19 protein-coding genes and 1 pseudogene are annotated in these 18151 nt (G+C 68.0%); 8 read left to right on the top strand and 12 right to left on the bottom strand.

Features of this window, described 5'->3' with window-relative positions; translation table 11 throughout:
• Positions 1-8: 8 nt before the first annotated feature.
• The 5 genes from L1066_RS23025 to L1066_RS28145 are packed head-to-tail and all read right to left on the bottom strand — an operon-like array spanning position 9 to position 4586.
• On the bottom strand, positions 9-995 hold the full coding sequence (locus L1066_RS23025; protein WP_235738703.1) for a gluconeogenesis factor YvcK family protein: 987 nt from the start codon (positions 993-995) through the stop codon (positions 9-11).
• Positions 992-1870 carry an RNase adapter RapZ gene (rapZ, locus tag L1066_RS23020; protein ID WP_235738702.1) on the bottom strand — a complete coding sequence of 293 codons (879 nt, stop codon included), beginning with the start codon at positions 1868-1870 and terminating at the stop codon, positions 992-994. Before rapZ ends, L1066_RS23025 begins: the two co-directional genes overlap by 4 nt.
• The gene (uvrC, locus tag L1066_RS23015) at positions 1867-3831 is read right to left on the bottom strand and encodes an excinuclease ABC subunit UvrC (protein WP_235738701.1); all 1965 of its coding nucleotides are present in this window, start codon (positions 3829-3831) and stop codon (positions 1867-1869) included. Before uvrC ends, rapZ begins: the two co-directional genes overlap by 4 nt.
• A 30-nt stretch (positions 3832-3861) precedes the next feature.
• Positions 3862-4278: a Rieske (2Fe-2S) protein gene (locus L1066_RS23010; protein ID WP_235738700.1), complete on the bottom strand. Its 417-nt coding sequence runs from the start codon at positions 4276-4278 to the stop codon at positions 3862-3864.
• Positions 4279-4319: 41 nt separating this feature from the next.
• Positions 4320-4586 (bottom strand): Rieske (2Fe-2S) protein, encoded by a 267-nt coding sequence (locus tag L1066_RS28145; RefSeq protein ID WP_235738699.1) that lies wholly within the window; start codon positions 4584-4586, stop codon positions 4320-4322.
• Positions 4587-4907: 321 nt separating this feature from the next.
• Here L1066_RS28145 and L1066_RS23000 point away from each other — a divergent pair, with 321 nt between their 5' ends.
• Positions 4908-5072: a hypothetical protein gene (locus tag L1066_RS23000; protein ID WP_235738698.1), complete on the top strand. Its 165-nt coding sequence runs from the start codon at positions 4908-4910 to the stop codon at positions 5070-5072.
• A 3-nt stretch (positions 5073-5075) separates the two neighbouring features.
• Here the strand turns inward: L1066_RS23000 and uvrA are convergent.
• A pseudogene (gene uvrA, locus L1066_RS22995) lies at positions 5076-8098 on the bottom strand (excinuclease ABC subunit UvrA).
• A 120-nt stretch (positions 8099-8218) separates the two neighbouring features.
• Between uvrA and L1066_RS22990 the strand changes: the two are divergent.
• Together L1066_RS22990 and L1066_RS22985 are read left to right on the top strand one after the other, a co-directional pair.
• Positions 8219-8908 (top strand): maleylpyruvate isomerase family mycothiol-dependent enzyme, encoded by a 690-nt coding sequence (locus tag L1066_RS22990; RefSeq protein WP_235738697.1) that lies wholly within the window; start codon positions 8219-8221, stop codon positions 8906-8908.
• 41 nt (positions 8909-8949) lie between these two features.
• Positions 8950-9618 carry an MBL fold metallo-hydrolase gene (locus tag L1066_RS22985; RefSeq protein ID WP_235738696.1) on the top strand — a complete coding sequence of 223 codons (669 nt, stop codon included), beginning with the start codon at positions 8950-8952 and terminating at the stop codon, positions 9616-9618.
• 55 nt (positions 9619-9673) lie between these two features.
• On the opposite strand, the gene L1066_RS22980 is transcribed toward L1066_RS22985, so the two are convergent.
• The 5 genes from L1066_RS22980 to L1066_RS22960 form a co-directional block, all read right to left on the bottom strand.
• A complete protein-coding gene (locus L1066_RS22980) occupies positions 9674-10528 on the bottom strand; it encodes a 3-hydroxyacyl-CoA dehydrogenase (RefSeq protein WP_235738695.1) in 855 nt (284 codons plus the stop codon).
• Positions 10529-10654: 126 nt separating this feature from the next.
• Positions 10655-10924, bottom strand: coding sequence for a 2Fe-2S iron-sulfur cluster-binding protein (locus tag L1066_RS22975; RefSeq protein ID WP_235738785.1), 270 nt, complete (start codon positions 10922-10924; stop codon positions 10655-10657).
• Between the two features lie 193 nt (positions 10925-11117).
• Entirely contained in the window at positions 11118-11747 is a 630-nt protein-coding gene (locus L1066_RS22970; protein WP_235738694.1) for an FAD-binding oxidoreductase, read from the bottom strand.
• The gene (locus L1066_RS22965) at positions 11737-12039 is read right to left on the bottom strand and encodes a hypothetical protein (RefSeq protein WP_235738693.1); all 303 of its coding nucleotides are present in this window, start codon (positions 12037-12039) and stop codon (positions 11737-11739) included. The genes L1066_RS22970 and L1066_RS22965 overlap by 11 nt, the downstream gene beginning before the upstream one ends.
• Complete coding sequence (locus L1066_RS22960; RefSeq protein ID WP_312008667.1) at positions 12039-13082, bottom strand: 3-ketosteroid-9-alpha-monooxygenase, oxygenase component; 1044 nt, start codon at positions 13080-13082, stop codon at positions 12039-12041. The genes L1066_RS22965 and L1066_RS22960 overlap by 1 nt, the downstream gene beginning before the upstream one ends.
• Before the next feature lie 233 nt (positions 13083-13315).
• Between L1066_RS22960 and L1066_RS22955 the strand changes: the two genes are divergently transcribed.
• The 4 genes from L1066_RS22955 to L1066_RS22940 all read left to right on the top strand — a co-directional run bounded on the left by L1066_RS22955 (position 13316) and on the right by L1066_RS22940 (position 15619).
• Positions 13316-13759 (top strand): acyl-CoA dehydrogenase family protein, encoded by a 444-nt coding sequence (locus L1066_RS22955; protein ID WP_235738692.1) that lies wholly within the window; start codon positions 13316-13318, stop codon positions 13757-13759.
• Positions 13752-14315 carry an acyl-CoA dehydrogenase family protein gene (locus tag L1066_RS22950; protein ID WP_235738691.1) on the top strand — a complete coding sequence of 188 codons (564 nt, stop codon included), beginning with the start codon at positions 13752-13754 and terminating at the stop codon, positions 14313-14315. Before L1066_RS22955 ends, L1066_RS22950 begins: the two co-directional genes overlap by 8 nt.
• Before the next feature lie 94 nt (positions 14316-14409).
• The gene (locus tag L1066_RS27255; protein ID WP_283095597.1) at positions 14410-14493 is read left to right on the top strand and encodes a hypothetical protein; all 84 of its coding nucleotides are present in this window, start codon (positions 14410-14412) and stop codon (positions 14491-14493) included.
• Between the two features lie 19 nt (positions 14494-14512).
• A complete protein-coding gene (locus L1066_RS22940) occupies positions 14513-15619 on the top strand; it encodes an acyl-CoA dehydrogenase family protein (protein ID WP_235738690.1) in 1107 nt (368 codons plus the stop codon).
• 23 nt (positions 15620-15642) lie between these two features.
• Here L1066_RS22940 and L1066_RS22935 read toward each other — a convergent pair whose 3' ends face one another.
• A complete protein-coding gene (locus L1066_RS22935) occupies positions 15643-17445 on the bottom strand; it encodes an ABC transporter ATP-binding protein (RefSeq protein ID WP_235738689.1) in 1803 nt (600 codons plus the stop codon).
• 81 nt (positions 17446-17526) lie between these two features.
• Here L1066_RS22935 and L1066_RS22930 point away from each other — a divergent pair, with 81 nt between their 5' ends.
• Complete coding sequence (locus L1066_RS22930) at positions 17527-18135, top strand: TetR/AcrR family transcriptional regulator (protein WP_235738688.1); 609 nt, start codon at positions 17527-17529, stop codon at positions 18133-18135.
• Positions 18136-18151 lie beyond the last annotated feature (16 nt).

The following is an 18151-nucleotide window of genomic DNA, read 5'->3' as shown; positions in this document are numbered from 1 at the left end:
GTCGATCCTTACACACGCTCGATGATCCGCGCACAGGCGGCGGCCAGCTTGATCGGGTCATGGCGCGGCGAGCCGTCGTCCATGCAGAGCTCCTCCAGGACCAGTTCGCTGCCCGCACTCGCCACGACCGCGGCCAGCAGGTCGGCACCGACCTGACCGTGCTCGACACTCTCCCGGTCGGCGAGCACGGTGTGGATGCGCAGGTCCGGCGCCCGGTCGAACAGGACCGCCAGGAGATCGATGGACGAGTAGCCCGACGTCTCGCCCTCCGAGCCCGGGAGATTGAGGACGACGACAATCCGCCCCTGGGTGCCGACGATCGCCTCCCGCAGGCCGTCGAGCATCAGGTGCGGCAGCACGGAGGTGTACCAGCTGCCCGGCCCGAGGAAGACCCACTCGGCCTCGGTGACGGCCTTGACCGCCTCCGGGTTGGCAGGCATGTGCTCCGGCACGAGCCGGATCGCCTGGATGGTGCCGGGAGTGACAGCTACGTCTGCCTGCCCACGCACCAGCGAGACCCCGTCGGGGTCGTCGGGGTCGAGGCCACGCACGTCGGCCTCGATGTCGAGCGGGACGTCCGACATCGGCAGGACCCGGCCCTCGGCCGCCAGCAGGCGGGCAACCCACTCCAGGCCGAGCACGTTCTCGCCCAACAGCTCCCACAGGGCCGTGATGAGGATGTTGCCGACCGCGTGGCCACCGAGTTCACCGTCGCTGCTGAACCGGTGCTGCAGCACCTTCGCCCAGGTCTGACCCCAGTCGTCGTCGCTGCAGAGGGCGGCCAGGGCCATCCTCAGGTCGCCCGGGGGCAGGATGCCAAACTCGTCGCGCAGGCGCCCCGACGAACCTCCGTTGTCAGCCACCGTGACGACGCCGGTCAAGTCGTCGACGACGCGGCGCAGCGCCGACAGGGTCACGTGGAGGCCGTGGCCGCCGCCCAGGGCGACGACGCGACCGGATCGACGTACGGGAGTGGCAGGGACCGTGCCACTCATTCGCGGCCCAGGTCACGGTGCGTGGTGATCACGTCGTATCCGAGACCCCGCAACCGGTCGGAGAGCGTCTCCGTCATCGCAACACTGCGGTGCTTGCCGCCGGTGCAGCCGATGGCAACCGTGAGATAGCGCTTGCCTTCTCGCAGGTAACCCGCGGAGATGGTCTGCAACACCGGCACGTAGGCGTCGAGGAAGGCCTGGGCATCAGGCAGCTGCACCACGTAGTCGGCCACAGCCGCGTCACGTCCGGTGAAGTCCCGCAGCTCGGGCACCCAGTAGGGGTTGGGGAGGAAACGCATGTCGGCCATGAAGTCGGAGTCGACCGGGATGCCGTACTTGAAGCCGAAGCTCACCACCGTCACCTTGAGCGAGAGCCGCTGCGGGGTGCCGAACCGCTCCGACATGCGAGCGGTGAGCTGGTGCACGTTGAGGTTGCTCGTGTCGATGATGATGTCGGCCTGGCCCCGGAGCCGGCGCAACACCTCACGTTCGGCCTGCAGACCGTCGAGGAGGCGGCCGTCGCCCTGGAGCGGGTGCGGGCGACGAGCGGCGTCCTGACGGCGCACCAACGTGCTGTCGTCGGCCTCGAGGAAGACGAGGGTGGACTGACGGCCGGTCAGCTTGTGGGCGAGGTTGGCACGCAACTCCTCGAAGAAGGACCCGGAGCGTACGTCGACCACCACCGCGATCGGCTGGCCAGGGCCTCGGTCCCTGTCGACCAGTCGGACCACGTCGGGCAGCAGGGACGGCGGCAGGTTGTCGACCACGAAGTAGCCGAGATCCTCCAGCTCCTTCGCCGCCGTGCTCCGCCCGGCACCGGTCATGCCGGTCACCACGACGAGCTCACCCGACGGCGACGTCTCCTCGCTGCTCATGTCGACTCCTCGATCTCACCAGTGGCTGTGTTGACGGACAGTCTCGGTGATCCGCTCCCCTGTTGCGACACCGCGGTCTTGATGGCGGCCGCGGTGGACGGGCCGATGCCCGGCACGGTCGCCAACTCCTCCGCGGAGGCAGCTCGCAGCTTCCTGAGCGAGCCGAAGTGCTTGAGCAAGGTCTTGCGGCGCACCTCCCCCAGGCCCAGTACGTCGTCGAGCAGCGACTCGACCATCGTCTTGGACCTGCGCGAGCGGTGGTGGTTGATGGCGAAGCGGTGGGCCTCGTCGCGGATGCGTTGCAACAGATAGAGGCCCTCGCTGGTGCGCGGCAGGATGACGGGGTCCTCCTCCCCGGGCAGCCAGACCTCTTCGAGTCGCTTGGCCAGACCGCAGACGGCGATGTCGTTGATGCCGAGCTCGGCGAGGGCCGCGGTGGCGGCGGCCACCTGGGGCGGGCCGCCGTCGACCACCACCAGGCCGGGGGTGTAGGCGAACTTCTTCGCGCGTCCGGTCTCGGGGTCGACCAGCATCGGACCCTCGCCACTGTCGACCGTCTCGCCTCGCTCGTCGAGGAGGCGCCTGAAGCGCCGTGTGATCACCTCGTGCATCGAGGCGACGTCGTTCTGGCCGTCGACCGACTTGATGACGAAGCGCCGGTACTCACCCTTTCGAGCGAGGCCGTCCTCGAAGACGACCATGCTGGCGACGACTTCCGTGCCCTGGAGGTTGGAGACGTCGTAGCACTCGATGCGCAGTGGCACCTCGTCGAGCTCGAGGGCCTCCTGGATCTCCTCCAGCGCGCGGTTGCGCGTGGTGAGGTCGCTCGCTCGCTTCGTCTTGTGGAGGCCGAGGGCCTGGAGTGCGTTGCGAGCGACGGTCTCCTGGAGCGTCTTCTTGTCACCACGCTGAGGCACCCGGATCTGCACCCTGCTGCCCTTGAGCTCGGTGAGCAGCGCCTCCATCGTGTCGAGATCGGACGGCAGCGCCGGCACGAGGATCTCGCGAGGGATCGCCTCCGCCGCCTCGCCGCCGTACAGCTGCAGCAGGAAGTGCTCCACGAGCGAACTGGTGTCGCCCTCCTCGACCCGATCCGCGACCCAGCCCCGCTGACCGCGGATCCGTCCGCCGCGGACGTAGAAGATCTGCACTGCCACCTCGAGGGGGTCCTCGGCCAGCGCGATCACGTCGGCATCGGTGCCGTCTCCGAAGACCACCGCCTGCTTCTCCAGTGCCTTGTCGAGGGCGGCGAGGTCGTCTCGGAGCCGGGCCGCCTTCTCGTAGTCCATGGCCTGGGAGGCGGCATACATCTCGCGCTCGATGCGCTTGGTGAAGGCAGCGGTCCTACCGCCCATGAAGTCGCAGAAGTCGTCGACGATCTGGCGGTGCTCGTCGGCGGTGACGGAACCGACGCACGGCGCCGAGCACTTGTCGATGTAGCCGAGCAGGCAGGGACGCCCGATCTGGGCCGAACGCTTGAACACGCCCGCGGAGCACGAGCGCATCGGGAAGACCCGCAGCAGCAGGTCGACGGTCTCCCTGATCGCCCACGCGTGACCGTAGGGGCCGAAGTAGCGGGTGCCCTTCTTCTTCGCGCCCCGGCCGACCATGACCCGCGGGAACTCCTCACCGACGGTGACCGCCAGCCAGGGGTAGGACTTGTCGTCGCGGTACTTCACGTTGAAGCGCGGGTCGTACTCCTTGATCCAGGAGTACTCGAGCTGCAGCGCCTCGACCTCGGTGGCCACGACGGTCCACTCCACGCTGGCCGCGGTGGTGACCATCGTGCGGGTGCGCTGGTGCAGGTTGGCGAGATCCTGGAAGTAGGACGACAACCGCGGACGAAGGCTCTTTGCCTTGCCCACGTAGATCACCCGGCCGTGCGAGTCCCGGAACCGGTAGACACCGGGTTGTGCGGGGATGCTCCCCGGGCGGGGACGATAGGTCGAGGGATCAGCCACGGGGCAAGCCTACGAGGACGGCCCGACAACTCATGCGGCGAGGATGTTGCCGTCCTCGACCGTGATGGCCACCTCCGGCAGCCCAGACGAGGCCGGGCCGTTGACGACGGATCCGTCCGTCGCGTCGAACACCGATCCGTGTCGCGGGCAGTGGATGCCGTCGGCGTCGACGTCGCTCAGCGTGGCGCGCTGATGGGTGCAGACGGCCGAGAACGCCGCGAACTCGCCCTCGGTGGGCTGGGTGATCACGATGCCCCGGTCCGCCAGGATGACACCGCCTCCGACCGGCACCTCCGACGTGGAGGCCAGCACGTCACCCGACTCCGCCTCCGGCGCGGACGGGGCGTCGTCACCGCCGCTGCACGCCGCGAGGACGAGAGCGGCTCCGAGGGCCCCCATTCCCTTGAACGTGGTGCGCCGGGAGATCAGGGGCCGTGAGTCGGTCATGCAGCAGATTCTAGGGGGCCGGTCCCAAGCCGGAACGAGGGTCAGCCGCGCGTCACGGCGGTGCCGACGACCTCCACCGGCGCTGCGGCCAGCGGGCTCGTCGCCGGCCCAGACACCACGGAACCGTCGGTGAGTGCGAACTTCGAACCGTGGCACGAGCAGTCGATGGTCGTGCTCACGCCGCTGATCGTGCAACCCCTGTGGGTGCAGACCGAGGTGAAACCACGGAGCTCACCCGCCGTCGCCTGCGTGATGACGAGGCCCACGTCAGGCAGCACCACCCCGCCGCCCACGGGGACGTCCGCCACCTCGACCAGGGTCTCCGCGGGAGCGGAAGGCTCTGTTGAAGCGGAGGGCTCTGTTGGCTCATTCCCGGTCGTGGCGCCTCGTGGCGAGGGCGAGTCCGCAGACGTGCCGGGAGACGACGGAGCGCTCTCGGTACCTTCACCGTCACCACAGGCCGCAAGCACCGCCATCGATGCTGCGCCGCCTCCTGCGGCGAGGACCGTACGTCGCATCGCGCGTCGACTCCCCACATGTGGGCTCATGGAAAAAGGGTAGACGGTCAAGCTTCCCCTTGTCCCCTGAGCGACTGAGGCGCATGGTGGGAGAGGAAGGAGGTGGGAGAGATGCATGCACTCCTGGTCGACGTCCAGTGGGCCTTCACCGGGTTCGTCGTGGGGATCGCGCTCTTCACCACGTTGATGGTGTCCGGGCTCTGGCTGGCTGCTCACAGCTATGACGAGCCCAAACGGCGCAAGCACCACTGGCACCTGCCCGGCCGACACGCTTGACCCTCACTTGCTGGCGGCAGCTCGCTTCGTCGCGGGCTTCTTGGCCGCGGGCTTCTTGGCTGCTGCCTTCTTGGCTGCGGGCCGCTTCGCTGCAGCCTTCTTCGCCGCCGCCTTCGTGACGGGTGCCGGTTCCTCCCTAGGAGCGGCCAACGGACGCGGGGTCACCCCGACCAGTGGGGAGAGGAAACGACCGGTGTAGCTCTCCTGGCAGGCCGCGACGTCCTCCGGCGTGCCAGTGGCGACCACAGTGCCACCGCGGTTGCCCCCTCCGGCCCCATGTCGATCAGCCAGTCCGCGGTCTTGATGACGTCGAGGTTGTGCTCGATCACCAAGACGGTGTTGCCCTTGTCGACGAGGCCGTTGAGCACGTGCAACAGCTTCTGGATGTCTTCGAAGTGGAGACCCGTGGTCGGCTCGTCGAGCACGTAGACGGTGCGGCCGGTGGACCGCTTCTGCAGCTCGCTGGCGAGCTTCACCCGCTGCGCTTCACCCCCGGAGAGGGTGGTCGCCGGTTGACCGAGCCGCACATAGCCCAGGCCGACCTCGCAGAGCGTCTTCATGTGTCGAGCGATCGGCGGAACGGCGGCGAAGAAGTCGGCAGCCTCCTCGATCGGCATGTCGAGCACCTCGGCAATGTTCTTGCCCTTGTAGTGCACTTCGAGCGTCTCGCGGTTGTAGCGGGCGCCGTGACAGACCTCGCACGGCACGTAGACGTCGGGCAGGAAGTTCATCTCGATCTTGATCGTGCCGTCGCCGGAGCAGGCCTCGCAACGACCACCCTTGACGTTGAAGGAGAAGCGGCCCTGCAGGTAGCCACGCACCTTCGCCTCCGGAGTCGTGGCGAACAGCTTGCGCACGTGGTCGAAGACCCCGGTGTAGGTCGCCGGGTTGCTCCGCGGAGTGCGCCCGATCGGCGACTGGTCGACGTGGATGACCTTGTCGACGAGGTCGACGCCGGTGATCTTGCGGTGCCGGCCGGCCACGGTGCGGGCGTTGTGCAGTTCCTTGGCCAGCGACGTGTAGAGGATGTCGTTGACCAGCGTGGACTTGCCCGAGCCGGAGACCCCAGTGACGGCAGTGAAGACACCCAGCGGGAAGTCGACGGTGACGTCCTTGAGGTTGTTCTCCTTGGCCCCGTGGACCGTGAGCTGACGACCCTTCGTCAGCGGGCGACGTACTTCCGGAACCGCGATCTGCTTGCGGCCCGAGAGGTAGTTGCCGGTAGGTGAGTCGGGGTGGTTGAGCAGGTCGTCGACCGTGCCGGACATCACGACCTGGCCGCCGTGCTCGCCCGCACCCGGGCCGATGTCGACGACCCAGTCAGCCGTGCGGATCGTGTCTTCGTCGTGCTCGACGACGATGAGGGTGTTGCCCAGGTCCTTGAGGCGTACGAGGGTCTCGATGAGCCGCTGGTTGTCACGCTGGTGGAGACCGATCGAGGGCTCGTCGAGCACGTAGAGGACACCGACCAGGCCGGCGCCGATCTGCGTGGCCAGCCGGATCCGCTGCGCCTCGCCGCCGGACAGGGAGCCGGACGGCCGGTCGAGTGACAGGTAGTCGAGGCCGACGTCGAGGAGGAACTCGAGACGCTCGAGGATCTCCTTGAGCACCCGGGCACCGATCTGGCGCTCCCGCTCGGAGAGTTCGAGGCTGCGCAGCACCTCGGCGGTCTCGTTGATCGGCAGGGCGCAGAGCTCGGCGATGTTGAGTCCGCCCTGCTCCTTGGCACCCAGGGTCACCGACACGGAGACCGGCTTGAGACGGCTGCCGCGACAGGAGGGGCAGGGCACCTCGCGCATGTAGCCCTCGAAACGGTCCCGGGAGGTGTCGCTCTCCGCCTCACGGTGACGACGCTCGATGTAGGGCCGGACCCCCTCGTAGGCCGCGTAGTAGGCACGCTCGCGGCCGTAGCGGTTCTTCGTGCGCACGTGCACCTTGGTGGAGTGCCCGTCGAGGATGATCTTCTGAACCTTGGGGGTCAGCCGTTCCCACGGCGTGTTGAGGTCGAAGCCGATCTCGTCGCCCAGGGAGGCGAGCAGCCGCAGGAAGTAGTCGGCGATGTGCGCGTGGTTCCAGGGCTGGATCGCGCCCTCGCCCAAGGTGGCGCCGGGATCGGCGATCACGAGCTCGGGGTCGACCTCCATCCGGGTGCCCAGACCGGTGCAGTCGGGGCAGGCGCCGAAGGGTGAGTTGAAGGAGAAGGAGCGCGGCTCGAGCTCGTCGGTGTCGAGCAGGTGCTCGTTGGGGCACGACATCTTCTCGGAGAACCGCATCTCCCGGTCGTCCGCGTTCTCCGCACGATCGACGAAATCGATGACCACCAGTCCGCCGGCCAGGTTGAGCGCGGTCTCGATCGAGTCGGTGAGCCGCCGCTTGGCGGACTGCTTGGCAGCGAGGCGGTCGATCACGACCTCGATCGTGTGCTTCTGCTGCTTGTTCATCACCGGACCCGCGATGACGGCATCGAGCGTCTTGGTCTCCCCGTCCACCCTGACCCGCGAGAACCCTTGGCTCTGCAGCGAACGGAAGAGTTCGACGTACTCCCCCTTGCGGCCGCGGATGACCGGCGCCAGCACCTGGAAGCGGATGCCCTCCTCGAGGGTGAGCAGCCGGTCGACGATCTGCTGCGGTGTCTGCTTCTCGATCGGGGCGCCGCACACCGGGCAGTGCGGGCGACCGGCACGGGCATAGAGCAGCCGGAGGTAGTCATAGACCTCGGTGATGGTGCCGACCGTCGAGCGGGGGTTCTTCGAGGTCGACTTCTGGTCGATGCTGACCGCGGGCGACAGGCCCTCGATGAAGTCCACGTCGGGCTTGTCCATCTGCCCGAGGAACTGGCGGGCGTAGGCCGAGAGCGACTCGACGTAGCGTCGTTGCCCCTCGGCGAAGATGGTGTCGAAGGCCAGGCTCGACTTGCCCGAGCCGGAGAGTCCCGTGAAGACGATGAGGGCGTCACGAGGAAGGTCGAGCGAGACGTCCTTCAGGTTGTGCTCACGGGCACCGCGAATGATGATTTGGTCGGCCATGTGTCTTCCGGATCGGAGCGCTGATTTCGAACAAGTGTTCGTCACGCGGCCGCTCGACGCAAGGCGCCACGCACGATCCCCACGATCTCATGTGCATCCAAGTGCGATTGAATCGGCGACATGACCTCACTCACCGCCCTCTCGGCTGCCGACGACCGCTGGTTCGCCGTCGTCTCCACCCTCACCGAGGAGGAGCTGCGGGCACCCTCGTCGCTGCCCGGGTGGACACGCGCCCACGTCGTGGCGCACGTCGCGCTCAATGGGGAGGCGTTCCGGCGGGTGCTGACCCAAGTGCTCGGTGGGGATCCGGCTTCGATGTATGACAGCAACGAGGCCCGCGACCACGACATCGCGGCGCTCAGCTCGGCGCCAGGCAGGGAGTTGGTGCAACGCAGTCGCGCAGTCGCGGCAGAGCTGCCCGGCCTCTTCGCCCAGCTCGACGACAGGCACGGGGTCGCGATCGTGCACCGGCTCCCCGGAGGTGGTGGCATGACCTTTCCGGCGACCGACGCCCTCCCCAAGCGGTTGTCGGAGGTCTGGATCCACCTCACCGACCTGGGCGTGGCCGGCGTGACGCACCGGGACTGGCCGACCGAGTTCGCCACGTCGGTCGTCAACCAGCGCGCACCGCGCCATGACTCGTGGGCGTTCGCCGCGACCGACACGGGCGCACAGTGGGGGGACGTCGCGGACGCCGACCTGACCATCTCCGGATCCGTCTCCGACCTGGCGTGGTGGCTGACTGGTCGCGGCTCCGGCGAAGGCCTGGGCGCCGCTGGAGGAGAGCTCCCGGGAGCACCCGCGTTCTGACCGTCTCCCACCACTGCTCAGGCGTCACTAGAGTGGGCGACATGACCTACACCGGTGACGTGACCCCCGGCGGCTCCGCCGACGTGCGCGAGTTGTCGCAACTGACCATCCGCAAGCTCGCCGTGGACGAGAAGATGGCCAACAACTGCTACCTGCTCACCTGCAAGCAGACCGGTGCACAGTTGCTGGTGGACGCGGCTGACGACGCGCCTGCGTTGCTCGAGCTGTGCGGAGGCAGGTTGGACGCGATCGTGACCACCCACCAGCACTGGGACCACCACCGAGCGCTGGCCGACGTCGTCGCCGCGACCGGCGCCCCCGTGTACGCCGGCACTCCGGACGCGGACGCCATCACCGAGCAGACCGGGGTCCAGGTGGACGCGCGCCTCGAGCACGGCGACACCGTCACCGTCGGCGACGTGGCGCTGAAGGTCATCGCGATCGCCGGACACACCCCGGGCTCGGTCGCCCTGGTGCACGAGGACCCCGAAGGCCACCCCCACCTGTGGACCGGCGACACCCTCTTCCCGGGCGGCGTGGGCGCGACCTTCGGCGACGACGAGGCCTTCCGGACGCTCATCGACGAGGTGGAGACGAAGTTCTTCGGAACCCTCCCCGACCAGACCTGGTTCTACCCGGGCCACGGCAAGGACGGGCAGCTCGCCAACGAGCGGCCCCACGTGGCGGAGTGGCGCGCACGCGGCTGGTAGCAGCCGGCCGGCCACTCTCGGCTTGATGGGGCCCCTGGACGCGAAGGAGTCCCAGTCACCCGTACTTGTAGAACCCCTCGCCCGTGGCGACACCGAGCTTGCCCTGGTCGATGTACTCAGCCTTGAGACGAGCCGCGAATGCCTGGTGTCCCGGGTCCGGGTTGGCCGAGGCGATGTTGTAGGCGGTCGTCAGGCCCACCACGTCGTAGATCTGGAACGGTCCTGCAGGCGCTCCGGTACCCAGGCGCCAGGTCTTGTCGACCGTCTCGATGTCCGCGTAGTCGCCGACCCAGAGCTCGGCGGCGGCATCGAGGAGCGGCACCAGCAGGGAGTTGAGCACGTAGCCGCTCTTCTCCCGCCTGAGGACGATCGGCACCATCCCGATCTCCTCGGCGAACGCGGTGACTTCCTCGACCACCGAAGCGTCGGTCCCGGGGCCGGGCATCACCTCGGCAGTGTTGTGCAGCCAGATCTCGTTGGCGAAGTGGAGCGCCAGGAACCGCTCGGGACGACCGGTGGAGGGCGAGATGTCCGACGGCAGCAGGGTCGAGGAGTTGGTGGCGAAGACGGTACCGGCGTCGGCCACCTCGGCAAGCTTGCGATAGGTGGCCTGCTTGATCTCCAGCGCCTCCGGAACGGCTTCGATCACCAGGTCGGCGCCCCGCACCGCCTCTGCCAGGTCGGAGGTGGTGCGGATCAGGTCCGGCACCCCACCCGCCTTCTCCTCACCGTCGGTCAAGTCCTGCGCGTAGCGCGTGGCGAGGGTCGCGAACCTCTCCCGGCCGGCGGCGACGGCCTCGTCGGAGATGTCGTAGGCGGTCACCTCCTTGCCGAAGTAGGCACTCTGGAAGGCGATCTGGGAGCCGAGGACCCCCATGCCGAGGACGACGACGTTGTCGATGCTGCTCATCTCACGAACTCCTTGGGGCCGGGCGGGAGCGGTCGTCCACCACGCTAGGCCGCGCACCCACCCCCAGGGAAGGGCAACGCCCGGGCAGCCGACCGCCCGGGCGTTGGAGGAGATTGGGGAATCGGCTCAGCCGTTGAAGGAGATCCTCAGCTTCTCCGTGATCGGAGTGGCCTGGCACGTGAGGCGGATGCCGTCGGCCAGGTCGAGGTCGTCGAGCACTTCGTTGTGAGCCATCTTGACGTCGCCCTCGAGGACCACGCACGCGCAGGCGGAGCAGTTGCCCTCACGACACGAGAACGGTGCCGGGACGCCCTTGCTCTCGAGGAACTCGAGGACGGTCTCCTTGCCGGAGTAGTCGTCGAAGGTGAAGTTCTCACCGTCGAGCTCGGCCTCGATGGTGATCGGGCCGGCCAGGAGCGGAGCCGCTGCGTCGTCGCCGTCCTCGTGGTCGTCGGCCTCGGCGATCTCCGCCTCGGCCTGCCGGAGTTCGTCGACGTCGCCGAACGGGTTGCCCCCAAGGAGACGAATTTCTCCTGGTGACGACGCTCCCGCGGGAAGTCGAGCTCACGCAGGGCGAGCGAGACCGCCTTCATGAAGGGGCGGGCCCGCAGCAGAAGGAGGTGTAGGTGGAGAACTCCGACGCGAAGGCCTGCAGCTGCGCCTGGCTGGGGAGTCCCTGCACCGACTCCAGCCAGTGCACGACGATCAGGCGGTCGGGGTTCTCTGCGGAGAGCCGGCTCCACTCCTCCGCGAAGATCACCGAGTCCTGGTCGCGGTTGGCATAGAACACCACGATCTTGCCGGTGCCCTTGGCGAGCGCGGTCCGTGCGATCGAGATCACCGGGGTGACCCCCGAGCCGCCTGCGAAGAGCAGGAGGTCGGCATCGAGATCGGCTGGGGTGAAGATGCCGCTGGGCGGCAACACCCGCAGGGTGTCGCCGGCCTGCAGGTTGTCGCAGATCCAGTTGGAGGCGTAGCCGTCCACGGTCCGCTTGATGGTCACCGTGAGCGGCTGGTCGAGCACCGGCGAGCTGCTCAGCGAGTAGCACCGGGCCACGAGCCCGGTCTGGTCGCTGGGCACGGCGAGCGTGAGGAACTGCCCCGGGGTGTAGTCGAAGTGGCCCTGCGCCTCTTCAGTGAGGTCGAAGACGACCGACACGGCGTCGGCGGTTTCTCGGATCACCTCACGTACGGGAAGGACGTAGGACTCAGTATCCATCTTCTGCTCCGATGGGGATCTGGCCTTCGCGGGCAGCCTTGTCGATGCTCGCGATCAGGCGCTTGCAGGGGGTGTGCACAGCACGACCACTTGGTTCATGGTCCATTCTGGCGAATTCCGCGCATGCTTTCAGAGCAGTTTCCGACCACTGGATGGAGGTGTGATGTTCTGAGTTCTTCTTCACACCCACGACGGCGAGGCAGTCCTGGCACGCGACCTCGACAAGTCGTGCCCTGGTGTACAGCTGCTGGTCCTCGACGGTCTCCGGGCTGGTGGGGACGAAGGAGGGCATCAGGCCTGCTCGGCGCCGGCCGCTGCCAACGCCTCGTCCTCGGCCGCCTTCTTGGCGAGGTTGGCCGCCACCTCTTCACGCCAGTACTCGTTGGCCTTCGTGACGTCGACCTCGAACTCGAAGCGGTCGGTCATGTCGGTGGCGACGTCGGCCTTGTCGACGTAGAACTGCTCGTACCAACGACGCAGCTGGTAGACCGGCCCGTCCTCCTCGCACAGGAGCGGGTTCTGCACCGGCGCCTTGTTGAGCCAGATGTGGACGTCCTGCTCGAAGCCGCCCTTGAACATCTCGGAGTACTTCTTGCCGATGAACTCGGCCGTCGCGTCGTCGAGGCCCTCGGGCTTCTTCACGCAGACGCCGTACATGAGCTTGAAGGAGTTCTGCGAGGTCGGGACGTGGCAGTTGATGAGGATGACCTCGGTGACGAAGCCCTTGTAGTCGACCTCGAGCCAGTTGACCATGAACGAGGGCCCGAAGTACGACGCCTCGGACTTCAGCATCATGTCTTCGTCGCCGTAGCCACCGGCCACGTCGGGACGTCCGACGGACTCCATGAACTGCGTGGCGACATGACCCTCGAAGACGTTGCGGAAATTCGTCGGGAACGCGAGGTGGATGTAGAAGAAGTGCGCCATGTCGACGACGTTGTCGACGATCTCGCGGCAGTGCGCCGTCGGGACGTCGAGGACCTCCCAGGTCCAGTCGGTGTATTCGTCGGTGCCGACGCCGGGCAGCTCGGGCGGGAGGACCTCCATGTCGGGGGCGCTGCCCTCGACGTCGTGCCAGATCATCAGCATGCCGTTGTGCACCACGGCCGGGTACTGCTGGGTGCGGGCGCGCAACGGGACGCGGCGAGCGTAGGGAATCGACTTGCAGCGGCCATCGCCGCCCCAGCGCCAGTCGTGGAACGGACACGCGATCTCGTCGCCCTTGACCGTGCCCTGCGACAGGTCCCCGCCCATGTGACGGCAGTAGGCGTCGAGGACGTTGATGTTTCCCTTCGTGTCACTCCACACCACGAGCTTCTCGCCGAAGGCGTCGATCTTGTGCGGCTTGCCGTCGTTGAAGTCACGCGCCAGGCCGAGGCAGTGCCATCCGCGAGCGAAGCGCTCGGGAGGGTGCCGGCGTCCAACAGTCGGGCGTTACTCATGGTCGACTCCTCGGTCTACTCGTAACCTCTGGACCAAAACAAGAACAGGTTATAGTTTTCTCGGCAGCGTTTCCAACCGCACCTCAAGTTTTTCGTCACACATCAGCGGCGTCAGGAGCACAGCCCATGCACATCGCCCTCTCTCCCGAGCAGGAAGCGCTACGCGCACACCTGCAAGGCTACTTCGCAGAACTGGTCACCCCGGAGCGTCGCGCAGCCCTGGCTGCGGCGACCGGGGAGTTCGGCGACGCGAAGGTCTACAAGGAGGTCATCCGCCAACTCGGCACCGACGGCTGGCTCGGCATCGGATGGCCAGAGGAGTACGGCGGCCAGAACCGCTCGATGATCGAGCAGTTGATCTTCACCGACGTGGCCGCAGTGGCCGGCGTACCGATCCCCTACCTCACGTTGAACACGGTCGGGCCGACGATCATGCGCTACGGATCGGACGAGCAGAAGGAGTACTTCCTGCCGCGGATCCTGGCGGGCGACCTGCACTTCTCCATCGGCTACTCCGAACCGGGGTCGGGCACCGACCTCGCCTCACTGCGCACCCCGCGCGGTGCGTGAGGGCGACGAGTGGGTGATCAACGGTCAGAAGATGTGGACGTCATTGATCCAGTACGCCGACTGGATCTGGATGGCGTGCCGCACCGATCCCGACCTCCCACGCCACAAGGGACTGTCGATGATCCTGGTGCCTGCCGACGCCCCCGGCTTCTCCTACACGCCGGTGCACACGGTCGCCGGCGTCCACACCTCGGCGACCTACTACGAAGACGTACGGGTGCCGGTCGGCAATCTCGTGGGCGAGCTCAACGGTGGCTGGGCATTGATGACCAACCAGCTCAACCACGAGCGGGTCGCGCTCACGTCGTCGGCGGCGCTGGTCGAGTCGATCGACCAGGTACGTCGGTGGGCCCAGGAGACCAAGCGCGCCGACGGCAGTCGCGTGATCGACTCCGAATGGGTGCAGATCCTGCTGGGCCGCGCCCATGCCCGCACCGAGGCGTTGACGCTGGTCAACTGGAAGCTCGCGTCCAGTGTCGACAACCTCTCCCCGCGGATGCGTCCGCCACGAAGGTCTACGGCTCCGAGCTGGCCACCGAGGTCTACCGGGCGCTGATGGAGATCGTCGGCCCCCACGCCGGTATCACCGCGGACTCCCCGGATCCGTCCTGCTCGGCCGCCTGGAGCGCTACTTCCGCAGCTCACTCGTGATGACCTTCGGCGGCGGCACCAACGAGATCCAACGAGACATCATCGGCTACGTGGGCCTCGGCCTGCCGGCTGCCAAGCGCTGAACCGAACGAAGGATCAACGATGGACTTCACCTTCACCCCCGAACAGGACGAAGCAGCCGAGCTCGCTGCCCGGATCGTCGGCGACCTCGCCACTCCGGAGCGGATGCGTACCGTCGAGCGGGCCGGAGATCGTTTCGACCCCGAGCTCTGGAAGGCACTGGCCGACGCCGGCCTCCTCTCCCTCACCGTGCCCGAGGAGTACGGCGGCGCCGGACTCGGTCTCGTCGAGGCGGCCCGGGTGCTCATCGAGATCGGCCGAGGCGTGGCGCCGGTGCCGGCCGCCGTACACGTGCCTGCCGCGGTCGCCGTCGCCGAGTTCGGCAACGACAAGCAGAAGCAGGAGTGGCTCGCCGGCGCTGCCGACGGTTCCCGAGTGCTCACGGCCGCCGTCTCCGAGGCGCTCGACTTCCTGCCCGGCCATCCGACCACGACCGCGGCTCCTCACGAAGGCGGACACCTGGTGACCGGCGCCAAGACGCTGGTGCGCGCCGGTCACCGTGCGGACCTCTTCCTGGTCACGGCCTCCACCCCGACCGGCTCGGCCGTGCTGATGGTCACCCCCGGCGACGACGGTGTGACGCTCGAGGAGCAGCACACCAGCGACGGCGACGTGACGACGCTGCTGCAGTTGGACGACGTACGACTCGGTGCGGAGCGGCTGCTCGGTGCTGCCGACGGTGTCGCGGCCGAGCGCCTCGGCCAACTGCTGACGGTGTGTGCGACGGCCGAGCAGCTGGGCGTGGTGCGCGGCGCGGTGAGGCTGACCGCCGAGTATGCGAAGACTCGCGAGCAGTTCGGTCGTCCGATCGGCACGTTCCAGGCAGTGTCGCAGCGACTTGCCGACGGCTACATCGATGCCTTGTTCGAGGAGCTCTGCCTGTGGCAGGCCGTCTGGCGCCTCCAGGAGGGGCTGCCCGCGGCGACCGAGGTCGCCGTGGCAAAGCTGTGGGCCGCCGATGCCGGCCACAAGATCGCCCACACGACCGTGCACGTGCACGGCGGTGTCGGCATCGACCTCGACGGCGAGGCGCACCGCTACTTCACGGCGGCGAAGCGTTTCGAGTTCTCGTTCGGCGGCGCCACGGAGCAGGCACTGGCGATCGGGAGGGCGCTCGCCCGGGCCTGAAACCCTCCGGCGAGCTCTGTGCGTCAGGCCACGGGCGCGACTGCCACGCTCGGCGCCGGACCGATGCGCAGTGCGGCGATCAGGTCCGCATAGAGCTCGTCGTCGAGCAGTTCCGAGTGCGTTCCGATGGCACGCACGCGACCAGCTTCGAGCAGCACGATCCGGTCGGCGTCCATCACCGTCGACAGGCGGTGCGCGATCGACACCACGGCACCACCGCGCGCGAGCTCGCGGACCCCGGCCGCCACGGCAGCCTCGGTGAGCGCGTCGAGTTGGGCAGTCGCCTCGTCGAGCAGGACGATCTCAGGCTGTTGCACCAGGGCCCGGGCGACGGCGATCCGCTGACGTTCGCCACCGGACAGCCTCGTCGCGCTGAGTTCGGTGTCGATCCCGTCGGGAAGCGCCCGGACCGTGTCGCCCAGGTGGACTGCCTCCAGCGCCGCCCAGACCGCGGCCTCGTCAGCGTCCGGCACCGCGTGGACGACGTTGTCGCGCACCGTTCCGGGCACGAGCGGGGTGTCCTGCTCGACGTATCCGATGCGCGAGCGCACGGCATCGGCCGTCCATGCGTCGTACGGCACCCCGTCGAGCGTGACCCGGCCGGCGACGGGATGCAGGAACTTCAGCAGCAGCGACAGCACCGTCGTCTTGCCGGCGCCCGAGGGACCGACGAGCGCGGTGTGGCCTCGTCTGGGGATCTCCAGCGAGACGTCGTCGAGCGCGAGCGGCCCGTCCGGTCGGTATCGGACCGAGACCGACTCGAGGCCCAGCACCGCAGCGGCGGCGTCGACACCGGCCGGCGCCGACGAGGAGCCGGCCCGGTCCTCCTCCTGGGGCAGGGTCACCACTTCTTCGATGCGGGCCGCGGCAGCGAGGCCGGACTGCAGGGAGGTCAGTCCCATCGTGATCATCATGACCGGCCACATCAGGCCGAAGACATAGAGGAGGAACGCGACGAGCGTCGGGACGTCGAGCGCACCGGTCGAGACCCGGTAGGCACCGAAGCCCAGCACGACCAGCACGACCAGGTTGATCGCGACGCCGGTCAGGGTCCACGCTGCCGCCTCCAGCTTCACGACCTTCACGCCGAGCCGACCCGCCTCGTCGACATGGTGGCCGAGTCGTTGCAGCTCCCGCTCCTCGGCACGACTCGCCTTGACGGTGCGCAGCGCCCGGCTGACCCCGTCCAGCCTGCCGCCGAGATCGCCGAGCTCGGCCTGGACCTGCTGCTGCAGTCTGGCCATGCGCGGCATGAGCGCCGAGGCGAGGCCGATGCCGACCACGACGACGGCGAGGGTCACGAGCAGGAGCGGTACGTCGAGGTAGGCCATGAGCGCGAGCGATCCGAGGAGGGAGATCGCACCGTTGACGAGGTAGACGAGGCTCGAGGTCGACGCCTCGCGGATCAGCGTGGTGTCGGAGGTGACGCGCGAGACCATCTCGCCGCCCGTACGCCCTGCGAGGTACTCGGTGCGCGCCCCGAGGAGCCGACCGAGCATGGTGCGGCGGGCACCACGGATGATCCGCTCGGCCATCGTCCCGAGCATGACGGTCTGGACGTAGCCGATCGCATTGCCGACGATCAGGACGGCCATGAGCAACAGGACCGGACCGAGCAGCGATGCCTCGGTCTCCAGGCCGTCGAGAACCTCGCGGGTGACCAACGGGCTCACGAGTTCGGCGGCCGTCCCACCCAGGCCGAGCACCAGCGCGACGACGAACGTCGTGCGGTGGGGGCGGACGTAGCGGGCCAGGAGGCGCCAACGCGGCTGCTGAGGACTCGGGACGTCAGCAGCCGGGGCACTGCCCTCCAGATCTGCGTTCATGAATAGGACACTACTGTCTCATTATGGGTCTGCCAAGTCTCACAATCAGACAGTCGTGTCGCATTCGGTTACCCTCGGGCCATGAGCCCGGAGTCCCACGTGTCCACCGTCTCAGCAGCTCCGGCCGGCGAGACCGCCGTACGTCGGCGCACCCGGCGAGCGATCATCGATGCGGCCGTGCGGGTGTGGGCCGAGGACTGGACCGCGCCGCTTGCCACGGTGGCCGAACGAGCCGGCGTCAGCCGAAGCACCCTGCACCGGTACTTCGCCGACCGCGCCGAGGTCGTCGACGCCTGCTTGGAGGCGGGCACGCGCGCCTTCGACATGGTCGAATCCGATCGCGGCGAGGCCGACCCCACCGGCTCCGGCCTCGATGAGCTGCTGCACGGTCTCGAGCACGTGGTGAGCCTGGGTCACTGGGTCATGTTCCTCTGGACCGACCCCCACCGTTTCGAGGGCAATCCGAAGGCGGAGATCTTCTACGGTCCCGCGACCGACGAGACCCTCGACCTGGTGCGGCGCGGGCAGGCCGACGGAAGCCTGTCGGCCGACGTCCCACCGGAGTGGCTCCTCGACCTCTACTACTCCGTCATCTACTGCGCTGCCGAGATCACGATCAACCGTGGCGTCTCCGTCGCCGAAGCCACGAGGTTCGCCGTGCGCGCGCTCCGGGGAGGCATCACTGGCTGATCGAGATCTGTCCTAG

Origin of the sequence: Nocardioides alcanivorans (assembly GCF_021555175.1) — a bacterium.
GTDB classification, from domain to species: domain Bacteria; phylum Actinomycetota; class Actinomycetes; order Propionibacteriales; family Nocardioidaceae; genus Nocardioides; species Nocardioides alcanivorans.
Note: the sequence above shows the minus strand (reverse complement) of the source record. Positions and strands in the feature narration are given on the sequence as shown.

Excerpts from the sequence above, each read along its gene's own strand:
- L1066_RS22930 (WP_235738688.1), top strand. The coding sequence starts at position 17,527 with ATGAGCCCGGAGTCCCACGTGTCCACCGTCTCAGCAGCTCCGGCCGGC.
- L1066_RS22985 (WP_235738696.1), top strand. The coding sequence starts at position 8,950 with ATGACCTACACCGGTGACGTGACCCCCGGCGGCTCCGCCGACGTGCGC.
- L1066_RS22980 (WP_235738695.1), bottom strand. The coding sequence starts at position 10,528 with ATGAGCAGCATCGACAACGTCGTCGTCCTCGGCATGGGGGTCCTCGGC.
- L1066_RS23025 (WP_235738703.1), bottom strand. The coding sequence starts at position 995 with ATGAGTGGCACGGTCCCTGCCACTCCCGTACGTCGATCCGGTCGCGTC.
- L1066_RS22935 (WP_235738689.1), bottom strand. The coding sequence starts at position 17,445 with ATGAACGCAGATCTGGAGGGCAGTGCCCCGGCTGCTGACGTCCCGAGT.
- L1066_RS22965 (WP_235738693.1), bottom strand. The coding sequence starts at position 12,039 with ATGCCCTCCTTCGTCCCCACCAGCCCGGAGACCGTCGAGGACCAGCAG.
- rapZ (WP_235738702.1), bottom strand. The coding sequence starts at position 1,870 with ATGAGCAGCGAGGAGACGTCGCCGTCGGGTGAGCTCGTCGTGGTGACC.
- L1066_RS23010 (WP_235738700.1), bottom strand. The coding sequence starts at position 4,278 with ATGACCGACTCACGGCCCCTGATCTCCCGGCGCACCACGTTCAAGGGA.
- L1066_RS22955 (WP_235738692.1), top strand. The coding sequence starts at position 13,316 with ATGCACATCGCCCTCTCTCCCGAGCAGGAAGCGCTACGCGCACACCTG.
- L1066_RS22940 (WP_235738690.1), top strand. The coding sequence starts at position 14,513 with ATGGACTTCACCTTCACCCCCGAACAGGACGAAGCAGCCGAGCTCGCT.
- L1066_RS23000 (WP_235738698.1), top strand. The coding sequence starts at position 4,908 with ATGCATGCACTCCTGGTCGACGTCCAGTGGGCCTTCACCGGGTTCGTC.
- L1066_RS22990 (WP_235738697.1), top strand. The coding sequence starts at position 8,219 with ATGACCTCACTCACCGCCCTCTCGGCTGCCGACGACCGCTGGTTCGCC.
- L1066_RS27255 (WP_283095597.1), top strand. The coding sequence starts at position 14,410 with ATGACCTTCGGCGGCGGCACCAACGAGATCCAACGAGACATCATCGGC.
- L1066_RS22970 (WP_235738694.1), bottom strand. The coding sequence starts at position 11,747 with ATGGATACTGAGTCCTACGTCCTTCCCGTACGTGAGGTGATCCGAGAA.